Annotated in this window: 13 protein-coding genes and 1 pseudogene; 11 read left to right on the top strand and 3 right to left on the bottom strand. The window is 73.6% G+C overall.

The window, feature by feature from the left end; translation table 11 throughout:
• A pseudogene (locus PSU4_RS31105) lies at positions 1-431 on the top strand (hypothetical protein); the annotation flags it as partial.
• 39 nt (positions 432-470) lie between these two features.
• On the opposite strand, the gene PSU4_RS02095 reads toward PSU4_RS31105, so the two are convergent.
• Positions 471-1,130: an alpha/beta hydrolase gene (locus PSU4_RS02095; RefSeq protein WP_246114900.1), complete on the bottom strand. Its 660-nt coding sequence runs from the start codon at positions 1,128-1,130 to the stop codon at positions 471-473.
• 274 nt (positions 1,131-1,404) lie between these two features.
• On the opposite strand from PSU4_RS02095, the gene PSU4_RS02090 reads away from it, so the two are divergent.
• Together PSU4_RS02090 and PSU4_RS02085 are read left to right on the top strand one after the other, a co-directional pair.
• A complete protein-coding gene (locus PSU4_RS02090) occupies positions 1,405-1,782 on the top strand; it encodes an OB-fold nucleic acid binding domain-containing protein (protein WP_147102155.1) in 378 nt (125 codons plus the stop codon).
• Between the two features lie 59 nt (positions 1,783-1,841).
• A complete protein-coding gene (locus PSU4_RS02085) occupies positions 1,842-2,594 on the top strand; it encodes a DUF3159 domain-containing protein (RefSeq protein WP_147102153.1) in 753 nt (250 codons plus the stop codon).
• An 18-nt stretch (positions 2,595-2,612) separates the two neighbouring features.
• Here PSU4_RS02085 and PSU4_RS02080 read toward each other — a convergent pair whose 3' ends face one another.
• Positions 2,613-3,269 carry a potassium channel family protein gene (locus PSU4_RS02080; protein WP_147102206.1) on the bottom strand — a complete coding sequence of 219 codons (657 nt, stop codon included), beginning with the start codon at positions 3,267-3,269 and terminating at the stop codon, positions 2,613-2,615.
• Positions 3,270-3,274: 5 nt separating this feature from the next.
• On the bottom strand, positions 3,275-3,937 hold the full coding sequence (locus tag PSU4_RS02075) for a potassium channel family protein (protein ID WP_147102151.1): 663 nt from the start codon (positions 3,935-3,937) through the stop codon (positions 3,275-3,277).
• Positions 3,938-4,035: 98 nt separating this feature from the next.
• On the opposite strand from PSU4_RS02075, the gene PSU4_RS02070 reads away from it, so the two are divergent.
• The 8 genes from PSU4_RS02070 to PSU4_RS02030 all read left to right on the top strand — a co-directional run bounded on the left by PSU4_RS02070 (position 4,036) and on the right by PSU4_RS02030 (position 17,270).
• A complete protein-coding gene (locus PSU4_RS02070) occupies positions 4,036-6,120 on the top strand; it encodes an APC family permease (RefSeq protein WP_222596141.1) in 2,085 nt (694 codons plus the stop codon).
• Position 6,121: 1 nt separating this feature from the next.
• Positions 6,122-7,318: a class I SAM-dependent RNA methyltransferase gene (locus PSU4_RS02065; RefSeq protein WP_147102149.1), complete on the top strand. Its 1,197-nt coding sequence runs from the start codon at positions 6,122-6,124 to the stop codon at positions 7,316-7,318.
• A gap of 12 nt (positions 7,319-7,330) precedes the next feature.
• Positions 7,331-8,200, top strand: coding sequence for an HTD2 family dehydratase (locus tag PSU4_RS02060; RefSeq protein WP_147102147.1), 870 nt, complete (start codon positions 7,331-7,333; stop codon positions 8,198-8,200).
• A 113-nt stretch (positions 8,201-8,313) separates the two neighbouring features.
• On the top strand, positions 8,314-10,812 hold the full coding sequence (locus PSU4_RS02055; protein WP_147102146.1) for a Tex family protein: 2,499 nt from the start codon (positions 8,314-8,316) through the stop codon (positions 10,810-10,812).
• Positions 10,813-11,185: 373 nt separating this feature from the next.
• The gene (locus PSU4_RS02050; RefSeq protein WP_147102144.1) at positions 11,186-13,162 is read left to right on the top strand and encodes a DEAD/DEAH box helicase; all 1,977 of its coding nucleotides are present in this window, start codon (positions 11,186-11,188) and stop codon (positions 13,160-13,162) included.
• 429 nt (positions 13,163-13,591) lie between these two features.
• Positions 13,592-14,890: an MFS transporter gene (locus PSU4_RS02040; protein ID WP_147102204.1), complete on the top strand. Its 1,299-nt coding sequence runs from the start codon at positions 13,592-13,594 to the stop codon at positions 14,888-14,890.
• Positions 14,887-16,590: a dihydroxy-acid dehydratase gene (gene ilvD, locus PSU4_RS02035; protein WP_147102142.1), complete on the top strand. Its 1,704-nt coding sequence runs from the start codon at positions 14,887-14,889 to the stop codon at positions 16,588-16,590. The genes PSU4_RS02040 and ilvD overlap by 4 nt, the downstream gene beginning before the upstream one ends.
• 5 nt (positions 16,591-16,595) lie before the next feature.
• Positions 16,596-17,270: a hypothetical protein gene (locus PSU4_RS02030; RefSeq protein WP_147102140.1), complete on the top strand. Its 675-nt coding sequence runs from the start codon at positions 16,596-16,598 to the stop codon at positions 17,268-17,270.
• The last annotated feature ends 77 nt before the right edge of the window (positions 17,271-17,347 follow it).

Genomic DNA, 17,347 nt, shown 5'->3' with positions numbered 1-17,347 from the left:
ACTCCAACAGCGCCCACTCCAACAGCGCCCACTCCAACAGCGCTGGCTCCTACGGTGCCGATTCCTACGGCGCTGATTCCTACGGCGCTGATTCCTACAGCGCTGATTCCTACAACGCCGGCTCCTACGGCGGCTCAGCTTCCTACGGGGCCGACCCGTACGACAGCCGTGACTCGTACGGCCAGGATTCCTACCGCCGTGACTCGTACGGTCAGGACGCCTACGGCCGAGACGCTTACGGTCAGGACGCCTACGGCCGCGACGCTGCCGACGAGCAGGAGTCGTCGGGACGGCACGGTCGCCCGCGCAGGCACGGCGCCGAGGACGTGGAAGGCAGCCCCGCGCTGGCCTTCCTCAACGGCGACCCCGACCGGAGGTTCGACGGCGACGAGGAGCCCTACCCGGCCGGTCGTCACCACCGGCCGCGCTGATCCGCTGGTCCGCCGACCCCCGCCCGGCCCGGGCGGGGGTCAGCCGGTCGGCGGCTGCGGGGCCGACGCGCGCAGCCAGCCCAGCACCGCCGCGCGGCCCAGCGTGGCCGGGTCGGCGCTCACCGCGCGGAGCCGGGTCTCGACGATCCGGGCCCGGGGGAGCAGCCGCGTCCAGTCCTGCGCGACCGCCGTGGGATGGACCGGATCGTCGACGCACGAGGCGACACCGGCCGGGACGGTGAGCCTGCGCAGCACGTCGTCGGCGGGGGCGGGTGTGCGTGCGGCCTCGTCGAGCGCGGCGGCGAGCCCGTCGCCGTGTGCGGTCCACGAGCGGGTGAGGTCGTCGGCCAGCCACCGCGGCGCGGACGCGCGCAGCGCGGCGAGTGTCGCGTCGAGACCCGCGGTGCGGACCTGCCGGGCCGTGGCCCGGGCGGTGAGCGCGGCGGGTGCGTCGCCGGGGGTGCCGGTCCAGGCCGGCAGGGCGAGCAGCAGGCCCGCGAGGTGCGGCGAACGTCCCGGTTGCGCCGCCCAGGCCGCCGCCACGTGCGCCCCCAGCGACACGCCCCCGACCAGCAGCCGGGGGCGTGTGTCGGAGGTCATGTCCCGAACGGTCCGGAGGGCCTCGTCGAGCGACGACCGGTAGCCGGCGACGACCCCGCGCACCGCATCGGGGTCGGGTGCGATCAGCTGCGCGCCCACCGCGGCGAGCGGCTCACCGAACGCTGACCGGACAAATGCCGCGTCAGACCCCGAACCAGGCAGAACGACGGCGACGAGGTCACCCGACGGAGTCGGTGTCACCGAGCGCATCGACGCAGATCACACATTCGAGGGGATCGTTCCCGTTCGCCGCAGGACGGGTCCCTTCCGGGCACCAATGCTGTTTCCAGCGCGTTACGCTTTGCAGGGTAGCGGCCGGATCCGCCGGAGAGTCCGTCGGGAGCGGCCCGCGCCCGAGCAGCCGAGGAGAATCATGGGCAGCACGGACGGTGGGCCATTCCGCCGCATGCTCAAGCGCCTGACCAGCGACGTCGAAGTGCTCGACGCCGACGACCTGTCCGAGGACTCCGAGCGTGCCGGAGCGCAGCGGGCCAGTGACTGTGCCTGCGGCGAAGAGGTCACCATGCTCGGTAGGCTCCGGTCCGTGGAGTTCTGCCCGCAGGATGCGGCGGCCTCGCTGGAGGCCGAGCTGTTCGACGGCACCGAGGGCGTGACGCTGGTGTGGATGGGGCGTCGCCGGATCCCCGGTGTGGTTCCCGGCCGCACCATGCGCGTGCGTGGCCGGTTGTCGGTCCGCGACGGCCGCAAGGTGCTCTACAACCCGTACTACGAAATCTGTCAGGGCTCGTGACGGGTTCCCACCGGGACCATGGCCGCGGCGCCGTCCGTCCGGACGGCGCGGGGCCCGGCATGGGCGATTCCGTCGACCCGCCGACCGTCGTGCCGCCGGTCGTGGGGGACGACCGGCCGACCGAACGTGTCCCGCGCGTGCCGGAGGGTGCACGGGAGCCCGAGGCCTCCGCCGATGCCGCCGAGGAAACGTCGGGGCGGCCCGCGCGCGAGATGCCGACGATGCTCGAGCAGATGGGCGGCGTCAGCGGTGTCGTCTACTCGACGGTGCCCGTCGCGGTGTTCGTCGTCGTCAACATCCTCACCTCGCTGAAGCCGGCCCTGTTCGCCGCGATCGGCGCGGCGGTGCTCGTCGCGGTCATCCGGATCGTGCGCAGGGAGAAGCTCCAGCCGGCGGTGTCGGCGCTGATCGGGGTCGCGGTGTGCGCGTTCATCGCCAACCGCTCCGGCGAGGCGCGCGACTTCTATCTGCCCGGACTGCTGCTCAGCGCGGGGCTGGGCCTGGCGTGCCTGGTCTCGCTGGTCGTCCGCCGGCCGCTCGCGGGTGTGATCTGGCACGGCATCAACGGCGACGGGCACTCCTGGCGCTCCGACCGCCGGATGTTGCGGGCCTACATGCTCGCGACCGGGCTGTGGACGCTCGTGTTCGCCGCGCGCGTCGTCGTCCAGGGCTGGCTCTACAACGTCGACGAGGCCAACTGGCTGGGCGTCGCCCGGCTGCTGATGGGCTACCCGTTGATGGGTGTCGCGCTGCTCGGGACGATCCTGGCCGTGCGCTGGGCCAAGGCCGCGCCGGCGCCCGGGAGGGCCTGACCCCGGGCACCCCCGGGCTCAGTGCCCGAGTGCCGCCCGGATGTCCTCCTCGACGGCGGACGTCGCCACGAACAGCAGCTCGTCGCCGGGTTCGAGACCGTCGTCGGACTGCGGGACGATGACCCGCCCGCCGCGCAGGATCGCCACGAGCGCCGAGTCGGGTGGCAGCCGCAGCGCACGCACGGGCTTGCCCGCCAGCGGGGTCGTCGCCGGGAGGGTGACCTCGACGAGGTTGGCCTGGCCCTGGCGGAACGTCAGCAGCCGCACCAGGTCGCCGACGGCCACGGCCTCCTCGACCAGGGCGGCCAGCAGCCGCGGGGTGGACACGGCGACGTCGACGCCCCAGTTCTCGCCGAACAGCCATTCGTTGCGCGGGTCGTTGACGCGGGCGACGACGCGGCGCACCGCGAACTCCGTCTTCGCCAGCAGCGACACGACGAGGTTGACCTTGTCGTCGCCGGTCGCCGCGATGACGACGTCGCAGCGCTCGACACCGGCCTCCTCCAGGGAGGACAGCTCGCACGCGTCGGCGTGCACCCACTCGGCCGCCTCGACGGCCTCGGGCTGCACGTTGGACAGTTCACGCTCGATGAGCATGACCTGGTGGGAGTTCTCCACGAGCTCGAGCGCGATCGACCGCCCGACGGCGCCCGCTCCCGCGATGGCGACCCGCATCGGACTCATCCCTCCTGCGGCGGCGCCGCGGCGGCCGCCGTCACGTCGCTGACCGTGCCGGAGACCGCGGCCACGTAGACGGTGTCCTCGGCCTGGACGGCCGTGTCGGGGCGGGGGAGTACCCCGGTGCCGAAGCGGACGATGAACGCGACCCGCGCGCCCGTCGCCTCCTCCAGCTCGCGGATCGGCCGGCCGATCCAGTCCTCGTGCACCGGCAGCGGCAGCACGGCGACGGTGCCGGAGGGTTCGCGCCAGGCGGTGGCGACGCCGTCGGGCAGCAGCATCCGCATCAGCCGGTCGGTGCTCCACGGCACGGTGGCGACGGTCGGGATGCCGAGACGCTCGTAGACGGCGGCGCGCTTGGGGTCGTAGATGCGGGCGACGACGCGCTCGATGCCGAACGTCTCGCGCGCCACCCGGGCGGCGATGATGTTGGAGTTGTCGCCGGAGGACACGGCGGTGAAGGCGTCGGCCTTGCCGATCCCCGCCTCGGTGAGCACCTCCCGGTGGTAGCCCTCGCCGACGACCTGTCTGCCCCGGAACTCGGGGCCGAGCCGTCGGAACGACTGCGGGTCCCGGTCGACGACGGCCACCTCGTGCCCGAGTCGTTCCAGCCCGGCGGCGAGGGACGAACCCACGCGGCCGCAACCCATGATCACCACGTACATCGCGGTGGTCCTCCTCGTCCGCTCGCGCGGACCGCGTTCACCGATGTCGGCGAGACGCTATCGCGTGCGGTACGTCGGCACCGCATAGGCTGCCGCTCGTGCCCAAGCTCGCCGTCGCGGTGAAGCGGATCCTGGTCGGCCGGCCCCAGCGGAGCGACCGTCTCGCCCACAATCTGCTCCCGAAGCGGATCGCACTCCCGGTGTTCGCCTCCGACGCGATGTCGTCGGTGGCCTACGCCCCCGAGGAGATCTTCCTGACCCTGTCGGTCGCCGGGGTCACGTCGTTCACGCTGGCGCCGTGGATCGGCATCGCGGTGGCGGTCGTGCTGCTCACCGTCGTCACGAGCTACCGCCAGAACGTGCACGCCTACCCGTCGGGCGGCGGTGACTACGAGGTCGCCACGGTCAACCTGGGCCGGCGTGCGGGGCTGACCGTCGCGAGCGCCCTGCTGGTCGACTACACGCTCACGGTCGCGGTGTCGATCTCGGCGGCCGCGGCGAACATCGGGGCGCTGATCCCGTTCGTCGCCGAGCACAAGGTGGCGTTCGCGGTCGCGGCCATCGCCCTGCTCACCGCGGTCAACCTGCGCGGCATCCGCGAGTCGGGTGCGGCGTTCGCGATCCCGGTGTACGCGTTCATGTTCGGCATCGGCACCATGATCGTCTGGGGGCTGACGCGGGTCCTGCTGCTCGGCGACGAGGTCAGGGCCGCGAGCGCCGACCTGCACCTGCTCGCCGAGGGCGACGCCTTCACCGGGCTCGCGCTCGTGCTGCTGATCCTGCGCTCGTTCACCCAGGGCGCCGCGGCGCTGACCGGTGTCGAGGCCATCAGCAACGGCGTGCCCGCGTTCCGCAAGCCCAAGTCGCGCAACGCCGCGACCACCCTGCTGATGCTGGGCGTGCTGTCGGTGTCGATGTTCCTCGGGCTCATCGCGCTCGCCGAGCTGACCGGGGTGAAACTGGCGGCCGACCCCGCCCACCAGTTCCCCGACGCACCACCGGGCTACGTCCAGCAGACGATGGTCGCCCAGCTCGCCGACGCGGTCTTCCACGACTTCCGGCCCGGGTTCTTCTTCGTCGTGGTCATGACGGCCCTGATCCTCGTGCTCGCGGCCAACACCGCGTTCAACGGCTTCCCGGTGCTGGGCTCGATCCTGTCGCAGGACCGCTACCTGCCGCGCCAGCTGCACACCCGCGGCGACCGGCTCGCGTTCTCCAACGGCATCCTGGTGCTGGCCGCCTTCGCCATCCTGCTGGTCGTCGGTTTCCAGGCGGAGGTCACGCGGCTCATCCCGCTCTACACCGTCGGCGTGTTCGTGTCGTTCACGCTGAGCCAGACGGGCATGGTGCGGCACTGGAACCGCAAGCTCGCGACGGAGACCGACGAGTCCGAACGCCGCCGGATGCGCCGCGCCCAGGCCATCAACGGGTTCGGCGCCGGCATGACGGGCGTCGTGCTCGTCACCGTCCTGATCACGAAGTTCACCCTCGGCGCGTGGATCGCGATCGCGGCGATGGCGGGGTTCTTCGCGCTGATGCTCGCCATCCAGAAGCACTACACGCGCGTCACCGCGGAGCTCGTCGCGGGCGAGGCCGACACGGTGCTGCCGTCGCGCAACCACGCGATCGTCCTGGTGTCGACGCTGCACAAGCCGACGCTGCGCGCCGTCGCCTACGCCCGCGCCACCCGACCCGACGTGCTGGAGGCGGTGACGGTCAACGTCGACGACGCCGACACCAAGCGGCTCATGGACGACTGGACGCGCCGCAAGCTGCCGGTGCCGTTGAAGGTCGTCGAGTCGCCGTACCGGGAGATCACCAAACCGGTGCTCGACTACGTCAAGCGCATCCGCGGCGACAACCCCCGCGACGTCGTGACGGTCTTCATCCCCGAGTACGTCGTCGGACACTGGTGGGAGCAGATCCTGCACAACCAGAGCGCGTTGCGGCTCAAGGGCAGGCTGCTGTTCCAGCCCGGCGTGATGGTGACGAGCGTGCCGTGGCAGCTGGAGTCGTCGGAACGGGCGGCGGTCAAGCGCCAGCCGTTCGCGCCGGGGGCGTCGCGGCGCGGCTACCCGTCGACGGAGCAGCTGCCGGGCGACCAGAAGGACCGCGCCACCGGCAACGGCAGCGCCGCGACCCGCAGCTCCGGCACGACCCGCAGTACCGACAAGAGGACATGACATGCGTTCCGACACCCGGGCCCGCGCCGAGGCCGGCGACTGGACCGACCGCGTCCTCGACGTGGAGGTCGGCCCCGTCGCGCACGGCGGGCACTGCGTCGCCCGCCACGAGGGCCGGGTCGTGTTCGTCCGGCACGCGCTCCCCGGTGAGCGGGTCCTCGCCGTCGTCACCGAGGACACCGGCGGCTCGTTCTGCCGCGCCGACGCCATCTCCGTCCGCGTTCCGCACGCCGGGCGCGTCGCCCCCGCCTGCACCTGGGCCCGCGCCGGCGGTTGCGGCGGCTGCGACTGGCAGCACGCCACCCCGGTGCTGCAGCGCGAGCTGAAGACGGCCGTCGTCCGTGAGCAGCTGTCGCGGCTGGCCGGGATCGACAGCGACGTCGAGGTCGAGGAGCTGCCCGGCGGCCCGCTCGGCTGGCGCAGCCGGGTCCGGCTCGCCGTCGACGCCGAGGGCCGCGCCGGGCTGCGCGCCCACCGCAGCCACGACGTGCTGCCCGTCGCCGACTGCCCGATCGCCCCCGAGGGTGCCCTGCCGGGTGTGCTGGCCCGTCCGCACGCGCCGGGGTCGGAGTTCGAGGTCGTCGTCGACGCCGACGGCATCGTCCACGCCGAACGCGACGGTGCCCCCGTCGTGCAGCGGGCCGCGGGCCGGGAGTGGCGGCTGCGGCCGGGCGCGTTCTGGCAGGTCCACCCCGAGCTGGCCGGGACCCTCGCCGACGTGGTCGCCGAGTGGGCGCAGGCCCGCCCGGGCGAGTCCGCGTGGGACCTCTACGGCGGCGCCGGGCTGTTCGCGTCCGTGCTCGCGGGCCAGGTCGGCCGCGACGGCGAGGTGACGGTCGTCGAGTCGTCGGCGGGCGCGGTCGACGACGGCGAGGTCGCCCTCGCCGACCTCCCGCAGGTCACGTGGCGGGTCGGGCGGGTCGAGCACGTCCTGGGCTCGCTCGCCGACCCGGACGTCGTCGTCGCCGACCCGCCCCGCTCCGGGCTGGGCAGGGCGCTCGTCGCGGGCATCTGCGAGCGGGGGCCGCGCCGGATCGTGCACGTCGCGTGCGACCCCGCCGCGCTGGGCCGCGACGTCGGCCTGTTCGCCGCGCAGGGCTACCGGCTCACCGCGCTGCGGGCCTTCGACGCCTTCCCGATGACCCACCACATGGAGTGCGTGGCCCTGCTGGAGCCGGGACACCCCGGGGTCGCCTGATAGAACCGGGGAATGGCAGCACTCGCGCAGTACGTCGCGGACTGGGCACCCGGGCCCGTCGAGGAGACCGACCGGATCGGCGCCTGGTCGGCGCACAGCTTTGCCGACCTGCTCGACCAGCCCGCACCCGTCGAGGACGGTGTCCTGCCGCCGCTGTGGCACCGGTTCCACTTCCTCGAGCGGGCCGCCCAGCACGAGCTGGGGGAGGACGGGCACGTCCGCGAGTCGCACTTCCTGCCGCCGATCCCGGACCGCCGGCGGATGTTCGCCGGGGGTCGCGTGGAGTGGCACGCCCCGGTCCGCGTCGGCGACGAGGTGGTACGCCGCAGCGCGATCGCGTCGATGACGCCGAAGTCGGGGCGCAGCGGCGACATGCTGTTCGTGACGGTGCGCCACGAGTTCCGGTCCGCGGGCGACCTGCTGCTCACCGAGGAGGAGGACCTCGTCTACCGGCAGCAGAAGCCGGGCCAGGCGCGTGGCGCCGCGGCACCGGTGGCGTCGGAACCCGGGCCGCACACCGCCGACGGCCCGTGGACGGCGCGGCTGGACCCCGACGGGGTCATGCTCTTCCGGTTCAGCGCGCTGACCTACAACGCCCACCGCATCCATCACGACTTCCCGTACGTCACGCAGGTCGAGGGCTTCCCCGGGCTGGTGGTGCACGGCCCGCTGCTGGCGTTGCTGCTGCTGGAGCTGCCGCGCCGGCACGCCCCCGACAGGACGGTCCGGTCCTTCGAGTACCGGCTGCGGGCCCCCGCGTTCGCCGGTACGCCGGTCCTGGCCGCGGGGGGCCCGGGCGCCGGCGACTCGGACACCGCGGACCTCGCCGCGGGCACCGCCGACGGCCCGCCGTCGATCACCGGCACGGTCCGGTTCGCGTGAGGGTCGTGCGTGGCGATGGTCGCTAGGGCGACCATCGCCACGCACAGGCTGGTCCCGGTCGAAAGGGGTGACCCGGCGGCGGCCCTCGTCGCCCGGTTCGCGACGATGGTCGGGTGACGGACAAGGCAGCTTCGGTACAGCAGCGGATCGCCGACGAGCTCGGCGTGCGCCCGCACCAGGTCACCGCCGCGGTGGACCTCCTCGACGGCGGATCGACCGTCCCCTTCATCGCCCGCTACCGCAAGGAGGCCACGGGCGCCCTCGACGACGCGCAGCTGCGCACCCTCGAGGAGCGGCTGCGGTACCTGCGCGAGCTCGAGGAGCGCCGCGAGGCGGTCCTGGAGTCAATCCGCTCGCAGGGCAAGCTCGACGAGGCCCTCGAGGCCCGCATCCTCGCCGCCGACTCCAAGGCCCGGCTCGAGGACATCTACCTGCCCTACAAGCCCAAGCGCCGCACCAAGGCCATGATCGCCCGCGAGCAGGGCCTCGAACCGCTCGCCGACGCGCTGCTGGCCGACCCGTCGCTCGACCCCACCGCCACCGCCGAGCCCTACGTCACCGGTGAGGTCGCCGACGCCGCGGCCGCGCTCGAGGGCGCCCGCTCGATCCTCGTCGAGCGCTTCGCCGAGGACGCCGACCTCATCGGCGGCCTGCGCGAGCGGATGTGGAACCAGGGCCGGCTCGTCACCACCGTCCGCGAGGGCAAGGAGAACGACCCCGCCGCGGCCAAGTTCTCCGACTACTTCGCGTTCTCCGAGGACTTCACCTCGCTGCCCAGCCACCGGATCCTCGCCGTGTTCCGCGGGGAGAAGGAGGAGGCGCTCGACGTCACGCTGGAGCCCGCCGCCGAACCGGCCGAGCCGGGCGTCCCCACCGAGTACGAACGCCGCATCGCCGCCAACTTCGGCATCGCCGACGAGGGCCGGCCCGCCGACAAGTGGCTCTCCGACGTCGTCCGCTGGGCCTGGCGCACCCGCATCCTGCTGCACCTGGGCATCGACATCCGGGTCCGGCTGCGCACCGCCGCCGAGGAGGGCGCCATCGGCGTCTTCGCGGCCAACCTGCGCGACCTGCTGCTCGCCGCGCCCGCCGGCACCCGCGCCACCATGGGGCTCGATCCGGGCCTGCGCACCGGGGTGAAGGTCGCGGTCGTCGACGCGACGGGCAAGGTCGTCGCCACCGACACGATCTACCCGCACGCCCCGCGCAACGACAAGAAGGGCTCGCTCGCGACGCTGACCCGGCTCGCCACGGCCCACGACGTCGAGCTCGTCGCGATCGGCAACGGCACCGCCTCCCGCGAGACCGACGCCCTGGCCGGCGAGCTCATCGCCGCCAACCCGGGGCTCAAGCTCACGAAGGTCATGGTCAGCGAGGCGGGCGCGTCGGTGTACTCGGCGTCGGCCTACGCCTCGGCCGAGCTGCCCGACCTCGACGTCTCGATCCGCGGCGCCGTCTCCATCGCGCGCCGGCTGCAGGACCCGCTCGCGGAGCTGGTGAAGATCGAGCCGAAGTCGATCGGCGTCGGCCAGTACCAGCACGACCTGCCCGACTCGTCGCTGTCGCGCTCGCTCGACGCCGTCGTCGAGGACTGTGTGAACGCCGTCGGTGTCGACCTCAACTCGGCGTCGGCGCCGCTGCTGCGCCGGGTGTCGGGCATCAGCGAGTCGCTGGCCGTCGCGATCGTCGCCCACCGTGACGCCAACGGCCCGTTCCGCACCCGCACCGCGCTGTCCGACGTGCCGCGCCTGGGCCCGAAGGCGTTCGAGCAGTGCGCGGGCTTCCTGCGCATCCGCGGCGGCGACGAGCCCCTCGACGTCTCCGGCGTGCACCCCGAGGCCTACCCGGTGGTGCGCCGCATGGTCGACGCGGCGAAGGTGTCGATCGGTGAGCTCATCGGCAACGCCGGAACACTGAAGACGTTGCAGCCCAAGCGGTTCGTCGACGACACGTTCGGCCTGCCCACCGTCACCGACATCCTCGCCGAGCTGGAGAAGCCGGGACGCGACCCGCGTCCGGCGTTCCGGACCGCGACCTTCGCCGAGGGCGTCCACAAGATCGCCGACCTGAAGCCGGGGATGCTGCTGGAGGGCGTGGTCACCAACGTCGCCGCGTTCGGCGCGTTCGTCGACGTGGGTGTCCACCAGGACGGGCTCGTGCACGTCTCGGCGATGTCGACGAGCTTCGTCTCCGACCCGCGGGAGGTCGTCAAGTCCGGCGACGTCGTGCGGGTGAAGGTGCTCGACGTCGACGAGGCGCGCAAGCGCATCTCGCTCACCCTGCGTCTGGACGACGAGCCCGGCGCCGGCCGCACCGGCGGGCGCCGCGGCGGCGACGGGGAGCGCCGCGAGGGCGGCGAGCGTGGCGGTCGCGGCGGTCACGACCGCGGCCGACCGGGCGGTGACCGGCGCGGCGACAACACGGGCGGCGACCGGCGCGGCGACAACAGGGGTGGCGACCGCCGCGGCGACAAGCAGGGCGGGCGTGGCGGCGGCCAGGGCGGCGGCAACCAGCGCGGCAACCAGCGCGGGGGGCAGTCGCGTCCGCGCCAGGAGCCGGCCAACAACGCGATGGCCGACGCGCTGCGCCGCGCGGGCTTCGGCAACAAGTAGCCGACAGCGGGTGGGCCGGGTGTCGGTGATCCGTCACCGACACCCGGCACCGGCCGGGAACAGCCCGGGCCCCGTCGGGAACAGCACGGCACCCGTCGGGAACAGCACGGCTCGCCTCGGGAACAGCGCGGCGTGGCGCGGCGTTGGGAAGGTCGGAACCCCACGTGACCGGCGAGACCCGGCCCCGGCGTGATCGTCGGGACGACGGCATGGGACACTGATGCGTCGGTCCGCTGCAATGCGGCGGTCCGAGAGCCCCAGATGGTCCACGTATGCATGTACGCCGCAGGGCCCCGCGGGCTTCCGTGAGAGATCTCCGTGAGTGCCCGCGTCCAGAACGGGACGCGCTCACCTGCCGCGACAGAGGACGTGTGTGACTACCCTGCTCGACCTGCCCGAGAATGACAACCCCGAGACCCCCGAGCTCGACGACGCCGCGCTGGCGGCCGAGATCGACTCCGTCGAGGAGCTCTCGTCGACCGACGAGACCGACCTCGACGACGTGACCGACCCCGCCGACTCCGCTGACGACGGCGACGCCGACGACAGCGGCGCCGATGCTGCCGACAGCGCCGACGCCGACGACAGCGGCGATGCCGACTCCGATGCCGACTCCGACGACGAGGGCGGTGTCCGCTTCGCCGACCTCGGCCTCGCGCCGGCGATCCAGCGCGCGATCGACGAGCTCGGCTACGAGCGCCCCAGCCCCATCCAGGCCGAGGCCATCCCGTCCCTGATCGACGGGCGCGACCTCATCGGTCAGGCCGCCACCGGCACCGGCAAGACGGCGGCGTTCGCGCTGCCGATGCTGCAGCGCCTCGCCGAGGGCCGCTCCGGCCACCGCGGCGCCGCGCCGCTCGGGCTCGTGCTGGCCCCGACGCGTGAGCTCGCGATGCAGGTCACCGAGGCCGTCGCCCGCTACGGCAAGGGTGTCCGCGCGCGGGTGCTCGCCGTCTACGGCGGCGCCCCGATCGGCCCGCAGCTCGGTGCGCTCAAGCGTGGCGTCGACATCGTCGTCGCCACCCCGGGCCGTGCGATCGACCTGATCAACCGCGGTGCGCTGAGCCTCGACCAGATCGAGGTCGTCGTCCTCGACGAGGCCGACGAGATGCTCGACATGGGCTTCGTCGAGGACATCGAGACGATCCTGCAGTCCACCCCGGACACCCGGCAGGCCGTCCTGTTCTCGGCCACCATGCCGCGGCGCATCGAGATGCTCGCCCGCACCTACCTCACCGACCCGGTGATGGTGCGCATCCAGCGCGAGGAGGTGCCCGAGGGCGAGGCGCCCCGGGTCCGCCAGACCGCGTACATGGTGCCGCGCACCCACACCACGGCGGCGCTGGGCCGCATCCTGGAGCTGGAGCGGCCGACCGCGGCCATCGTGTTCTGCCGCACCCGCGCCGACGTCGACGCCGTGACCGAGGCCCTCACCGGCCGCGGCCTGCGTGCCGAGGCGCTGCACGGCGGCATGGACCAGGAGCACCGCACCCGCGTCGTCGACCGGCTGCGCAACGGGCGGACCGACCTGCTCGTCGCCACCGACGTCGCGGCCCGCGGCCTCGACATCGACACGCTCACCCACGTGGTGAACCACGACGTGCCGAAGTCGCCCGAGTCCTACGTGCACCGCATCGGCCGGGTCGGCCGCGCGGGGCGCGAGGGTGTGGCGATCACGCTGGTGGCGCCCGCGTCGGTGCGCCACCTGCGCAACATCGAGCGCCTCACCGGCACCCCGGTGCCGGTCGCGCCGGTGCCGACGGTCGCCGACCTGGCCGCCTCCCGCGTGGAGCGCACCAAGGCGGCGCTGCGCGAGCGGCTGCTGGCCGACCGCGCGACCGCCGGCCGCGGTGCCGACGACGGTGTGGCCGCTATGATCGCCGCCCTGGCGGGCGAGTTCGACGCGATCGAGGTCGCCGCCGCGGCGGTCCGCATCGCCCGTGACGTCTCCGGTGCCCCCGAGGACGAGATCGACATCCCCGTGGTGGGGGCGCCCCGCGAGGGTCGCCGCGACCGCGACGGCCGGGGCGGCCCGGGTGGCCGCCGCGACCGCGAGTTCGGTGGCAGCCGCGGCCAGGGCCCGCGTCCGCCCCGGGCGGGCACGACCCGGCTGTTCGTCTCCGCCGGTCGCGCCGCGGGTGTCCGTCCGCAGGACATCGTGGGTGCGCTCGCCAACGAGTCGCGCCTGTCGGGCCGCGACATCGGTGCCATCCAGATCCACGAGCGTCACGCGCTGGTGGAGGTGCCCGAGCACGCCGCCGACGACGTGCTGCGGTCCCTGCGCGGCGTGACCACGCTGAAGGGCCGGCGCGCCAACGTGCGCCGCGACCGCGCCGAGGCGCGTTCGTAGCCACCACGTACGACACGACGGCCGGTTCCGGGGTTCCCGGAGCCGGCCGTCGCTGTTGCACCGCCAGGTGTCAGTGCACCTGGACCGCCGCCCTCGCCGCCACGACCACGGCTCCGACCAGTGCACCGGCGCGTGCCGGGCCCCGCAGCCGCGGGGCACGCCGTGTGCTGTGCTCGCCCATGTACGTCCTTTCCCGACGTGTCGTCCGCGACGGCCGACGAACGGTCCCGACCAAGTGACGGCGACGCGCCGGGGTGGTCCGGTACCCCGTCGACAGTCCCGGGAGGGGTGTTCGGGCGGTCCGTCCCGAGTTGTGGGCGGCGATCCCCCGGGGTAGGACCGCAGGGCGCCGCGCCGGGGTGGCGCCTGGAGGTGGTCGGGGTGTCCGCACCGGAGTCCGCGCCCGTGTCGGGTGCGGTCCGCAAGGCGATGTGGCGGCTGCTGCCGTTGCTGGGGCTGTGCTACCTGCTCAACTACGTCGACCGGGTCAACGTCGGGTTCGCGTCGGTGACGATGCGCCCCGACCTGGGCCTCTCGGCGACCGCCTACGGGCTGGGCGCCGGGCTGTTCTTCGTCGGCTACTTCTTCTTCGAGGTGCCGAGCAACGTCATCCTGCACCGCGTCGGCGCCCGGCTCTGGATCGCCCGCATCATGATCACCTGGGGGATCATCGCGTCGGCGACGGCGTTCGTGCAGGGCCCGATCAGCTTCTACGTCGTGCGGTTCCTGCTCGGGTTCGCCGAGGCGGGCTTCTTCCCCGGCATCATCCTCTACCTGACCTACTGGTTCCCGCGGGTGCAGCGGGCGAAGGTCGTGGCCCTGTTCTTCCTGGCGGTGCCGCTGTCGTCGGTCGTCGGCGGGCCGCTGTCGGGGCTGCTGATCGACAACGGCGAGGGGGTCCTCGGTTTCGACGCCGGGTGGCGGTTCATGTTCTTCGTCGAGGGCATCCCGGCGCTGCTGCTCGGCATCGTCGTGCTGTTCGTGCTGCCCGACCGGCCCCACGACGCGCGCTGGCTGTCGAAGGCCGAGTCGAGCGCTCTCGAGGAGACCGTCGCGCGCGAGGACGAGGCCGAGGTGCCGCACGGGCCCGGGCTGGCGGCCGCGCTGCGCGACGGGCGGGTGGTGGCCCTGTCAGTCGTCTACTTCGGCGTGGTGTTCGGCCTCTACGTGCTGGCGTTCTTCCTGCCGCAGGTCGTCGACGAGCTCGAAGGCTCGCTCTCGGGCCTGCAGATCGGGCTGATCACGGCCATCCCGTACGCGGTGGCGTCGGTCGTGATGGTGCTGGTGGCGCGGCACTCGGACCGGACGGGGGAGCGGGTCGGGCACGTCGCGGTGCCGGTGCTCGTCGGGGCGGTCGCGGTGGCCGTCGCCCTCTACCTGGACTCGCCGTTGCTGGTCATCGCCGCGGTCACCGTCTGCGCGTGCGGGGTGTTCGCGGCCATCCCGGTGATCTGGCAGCTGCCGTCGACGTTCCTCACCGGCGTCGGCGCCGCCGCCGGCATCGCACTGATCAACTCCTTCGGCAACCTCAGCGGCTTCGTCGGCCCCTACCTGACCGGCTGGCTCGAGGACGTCACCGGGTCCCTGCGCGCCGGCATGTGGTGCGTCGCCGGCTTCATGACGCTGTCCGCGGTCGTGGTCGTCGCCATGCGGCGGTCGGTGGGTCAGGGGCGCGGGGATAGGTTGGGTGCCCCCGACCACCCCACCACGTCACGGAGCGGCGAATGACCTCGCAGACGTCCGATCTCACGCCGGCCCAGGACCTGAAGCCGCGCAGCCGCGACGTCACCGACGGCATCGAGCGCACCGCCGCCCGCGGGATGCTGCGCGCCGTCGGGATGCGCGACGACGACTTCGCCAAGCCCCAGATCGGCATCGCGTCCAGCTGGAACGAGATCACCCCCTGCAACCTGTCGCTGCAGCGGCTCGCCCAGGCAGCCAAGGAAGGCGTGCACCGCGCCGGTGGCTACCCGATGGAGTTCGGCACGATCTCGGTGTCCGACGGCATCTCCATGGGCCACGTCGGCATGCACTACTCGCTGGTCAGCCGCGAGATCATCGCCGACTCCGTCGAGACCGTCGTGCAGGCCGAGCGGCTCGACGGCACCGTCCTGCTCGCCGGCTGCGACAAGTCCCTGCCGGGCATGCTGATGGCCGCCGCCCGTCTCGACCTCGCGTCGGTGTTCGTCTACGCCGGGTCGATCCTGCCCGGGCACGTCGACGGGCGCGAGGTCAACATCTCCGACGCGTTCGAGGCCGTCGGCGCCTGCATCAAGGGGCTCATCACCCGCGACGAGCTCGTCGAGATCGAACGCAACATCTGCCCCGGCGAGGGCGCCTGCGGCGGCATGTACACCGCCAACACCATGGCGTCCGCGGCCGAGGCGCTCGGGATGGCGCTGCCCGGGTCGGCCAGCCCACCCGCGGTCGACCGGCGCCGCGACGGCTCCGCCCGCGCGTCGGGCGAGGCCGTGATCGGGATGCTCGCCCGCGGCATCACCGCCCGCGACATCCTCACCCGCGAGGCGTTCGAGAACGCCATCGCCGTCGTCATGGCGTTCGGCGGCTCCACCAACGCCGTGCTCCACCTGCTGGCCATCGCGCACGAGGCGCAGGTCGAGCTCACCCTCGACGACTTCAACCGCATCGGCGACCGCGTCCCGCACCTCGCCGACGTCAAGCCGTTCGGGCGCTACGTGATGTCGTCGGTCGACCAGGTCGGCGGCGTGCCCGTCGTCATGCGGGCGCTGCTCGACGCCGGGCTGCTCCACGGCGACGCCCTGACCGTCACCGGCCGGACCGTTGCGGAGAACCTCGCCGAGATCGACCCGCCCGACCTCGACGGCACCATCGTCCACGCCCTGTCCGACCCCATCCACCCCACCGGCGGGCTCACCGTCCTGCGCGGCTCCCTCGCCCCCGACGGCGCCGTCGTCAAGAGCGCCGGGTTCGACTCGGCCACCTTCACCGGCACCGCCAGGGTGTTCGACGGCGAGCAGGGCGCCCTCGACGCCGTCGCCGACGGCACCGTCACCGCGGGCGACGTCGTCGTCATCCGCTACGAGGGCCCCCGCGGCGGCCCGGGCATGCGCGAGATGCTCGCCGTCACCGGGATGATCAAGGGCGCCGGACTGGGCAAGGACGTCCTGCTCATCACCGACGGCCGCTTCTCCGGCGCCACCACCGGTCTGTGCGTCGGCCACATCGCGCCCGAGGCCACCGACGGCGGCCCGATCGCGCTGGTCCGCGACGGCGACCCCATCACCCTCGACATGACCTCCCGCACCCTCGACATCGGTGTCGACGACGACGAGCTCGAACGACGCCGCGCCGAATGGACACCGCGGGAGACGGAGCTGCGCACCGGGGTGCTCGGCAAGTACATCAAGCTCGTCGGCTCCGCGGCCGGCGGCGCGGTCTGCGGCTGAGCCCGGTGGTCCGCAAGCGGCCCGCCGGGCAGCGGCGCGCCGACAAGGTCGCGGCCCGGCGCCGGCGCGGTGGCGGCGCCGGCAAGCCCGTCACCGGGCTGCGGCCGATCCTGACCCTGCCCGGCCTCGACGGCTACGGCCCCGACGACCTGCCCGACGTCGAGCGCACCGACGGCGTCCCCGAGCTGCGGCTCGCGCTCGCCCAGGCCCGCGCCGAGCAGGAGCTGGGCTACCGGATCCCGCCCGTCGCCGACCTCGCCTCCTACCCGCCGGAGCAGCTCGCCGAGTGGACGGCGGCGGTGGGCCGCCACCACACCGCCGTCCTCGCCGCCGATCTCGACGAGCACGCCTGCGTCGTCGACCTCGTCGACCACCGGCTGGAGGCGGCGGTCGCGGCCACCGTCGCGACCCGGTCGGCGCAGCCCGCGCGGGACGAGGTGGCGATCCTGGTCGCCGCCGACGGCGGTCGCGCCGGGCGGGCGGTGCGGATGGCCGCGGAGGTGCTCGGCGAGCGGACGGCCTGCGGGGACGCGGTCGACGGTGCGCTCGCCTGGGTCGCCACGCACCTGGGGCCCGGCGCCGCCGCCGAGGCCCGCGAGGCCACCGGCGTCCCCGCCGCCCGGGCCGACGCGGACTCGCTCACCGCACTGCTGTGGCTCGCAGCGGGCGTGGCGGCCTGAGCCGACGAGGCAGATCGGCCGGCGGCGGGGGTGGACCGGGCCGGGCGCCGGGCGTGTCGTCAGCGCTGCCGGTTCGC

The sequence above is a fragment of the Pseudonocardia sulfidoxydans NBRC 16205 genome (assembly GCF_007989085.1).
GTDB lineage: Bacteria > Actinomycetota > Actinomycetes > Mycobacteriales > Pseudonocardiaceae > Pseudonocardia > Pseudonocardia sulfidoxydans.
Note: the sequence above shows the minus strand (reverse complement) of the source record. Positions and strands in the feature narration are given on the sequence as shown.

Coding starts and splice junctions, on each gene's coding strand:
- PSU4_RS02085 (WP_147102153.1), top strand. CDS start 1,842: ATGGGCGATTCCGTCGACCCGCCGACCGTCGTGCCGCCGGTCGTGGGG.
- PSU4_RS02075 (WP_147102151.1), bottom strand. CDS start 3,937: ATGTACGTGGTGATCATGGGTTGCGGCCGCGTGGGTTCGTCCCTCGCC.
- PSU4_RS02040 (WP_147102204.1), top strand. CDS start 13,592: ATGTGGCGGCTGCTGCCGTTGCTGGGGCTGTGCTACCTGCTCAACTAC.
- PSU4_RS02080 (WP_147102206.1), bottom strand. CDS start 3,269: ATGCGGGTCGCCATCGCGGGAGCGGGCGCCGTCGGGCGGTCGATCGCG.
- ilvD (WP_147102142.1), top strand. CDS start 14,887: ATGACCTCGCAGACGTCCGATCTCACGCCGGCCCAGGACCTGAAGCCG.
- PSU4_RS02060 (WP_147102147.1), top strand. CDS start 7,331: ATGGCAGCACTCGCGCAGTACGTCGCGGACTGGGCACCCGGGCCCGTC.
- PSU4_RS02090 (WP_147102155.1), top strand. CDS start 1,405: ATGGGCAGCACGGACGGTGGGCCATTCCGCCGCATGCTCAAGCGCCTG.
- PSU4_RS02065 (WP_147102149.1), top strand. CDS start 6,122: ATGCGTTCCGACACCCGGGCCCGCGCCGAGGCCGGCGACTGGACCGAC.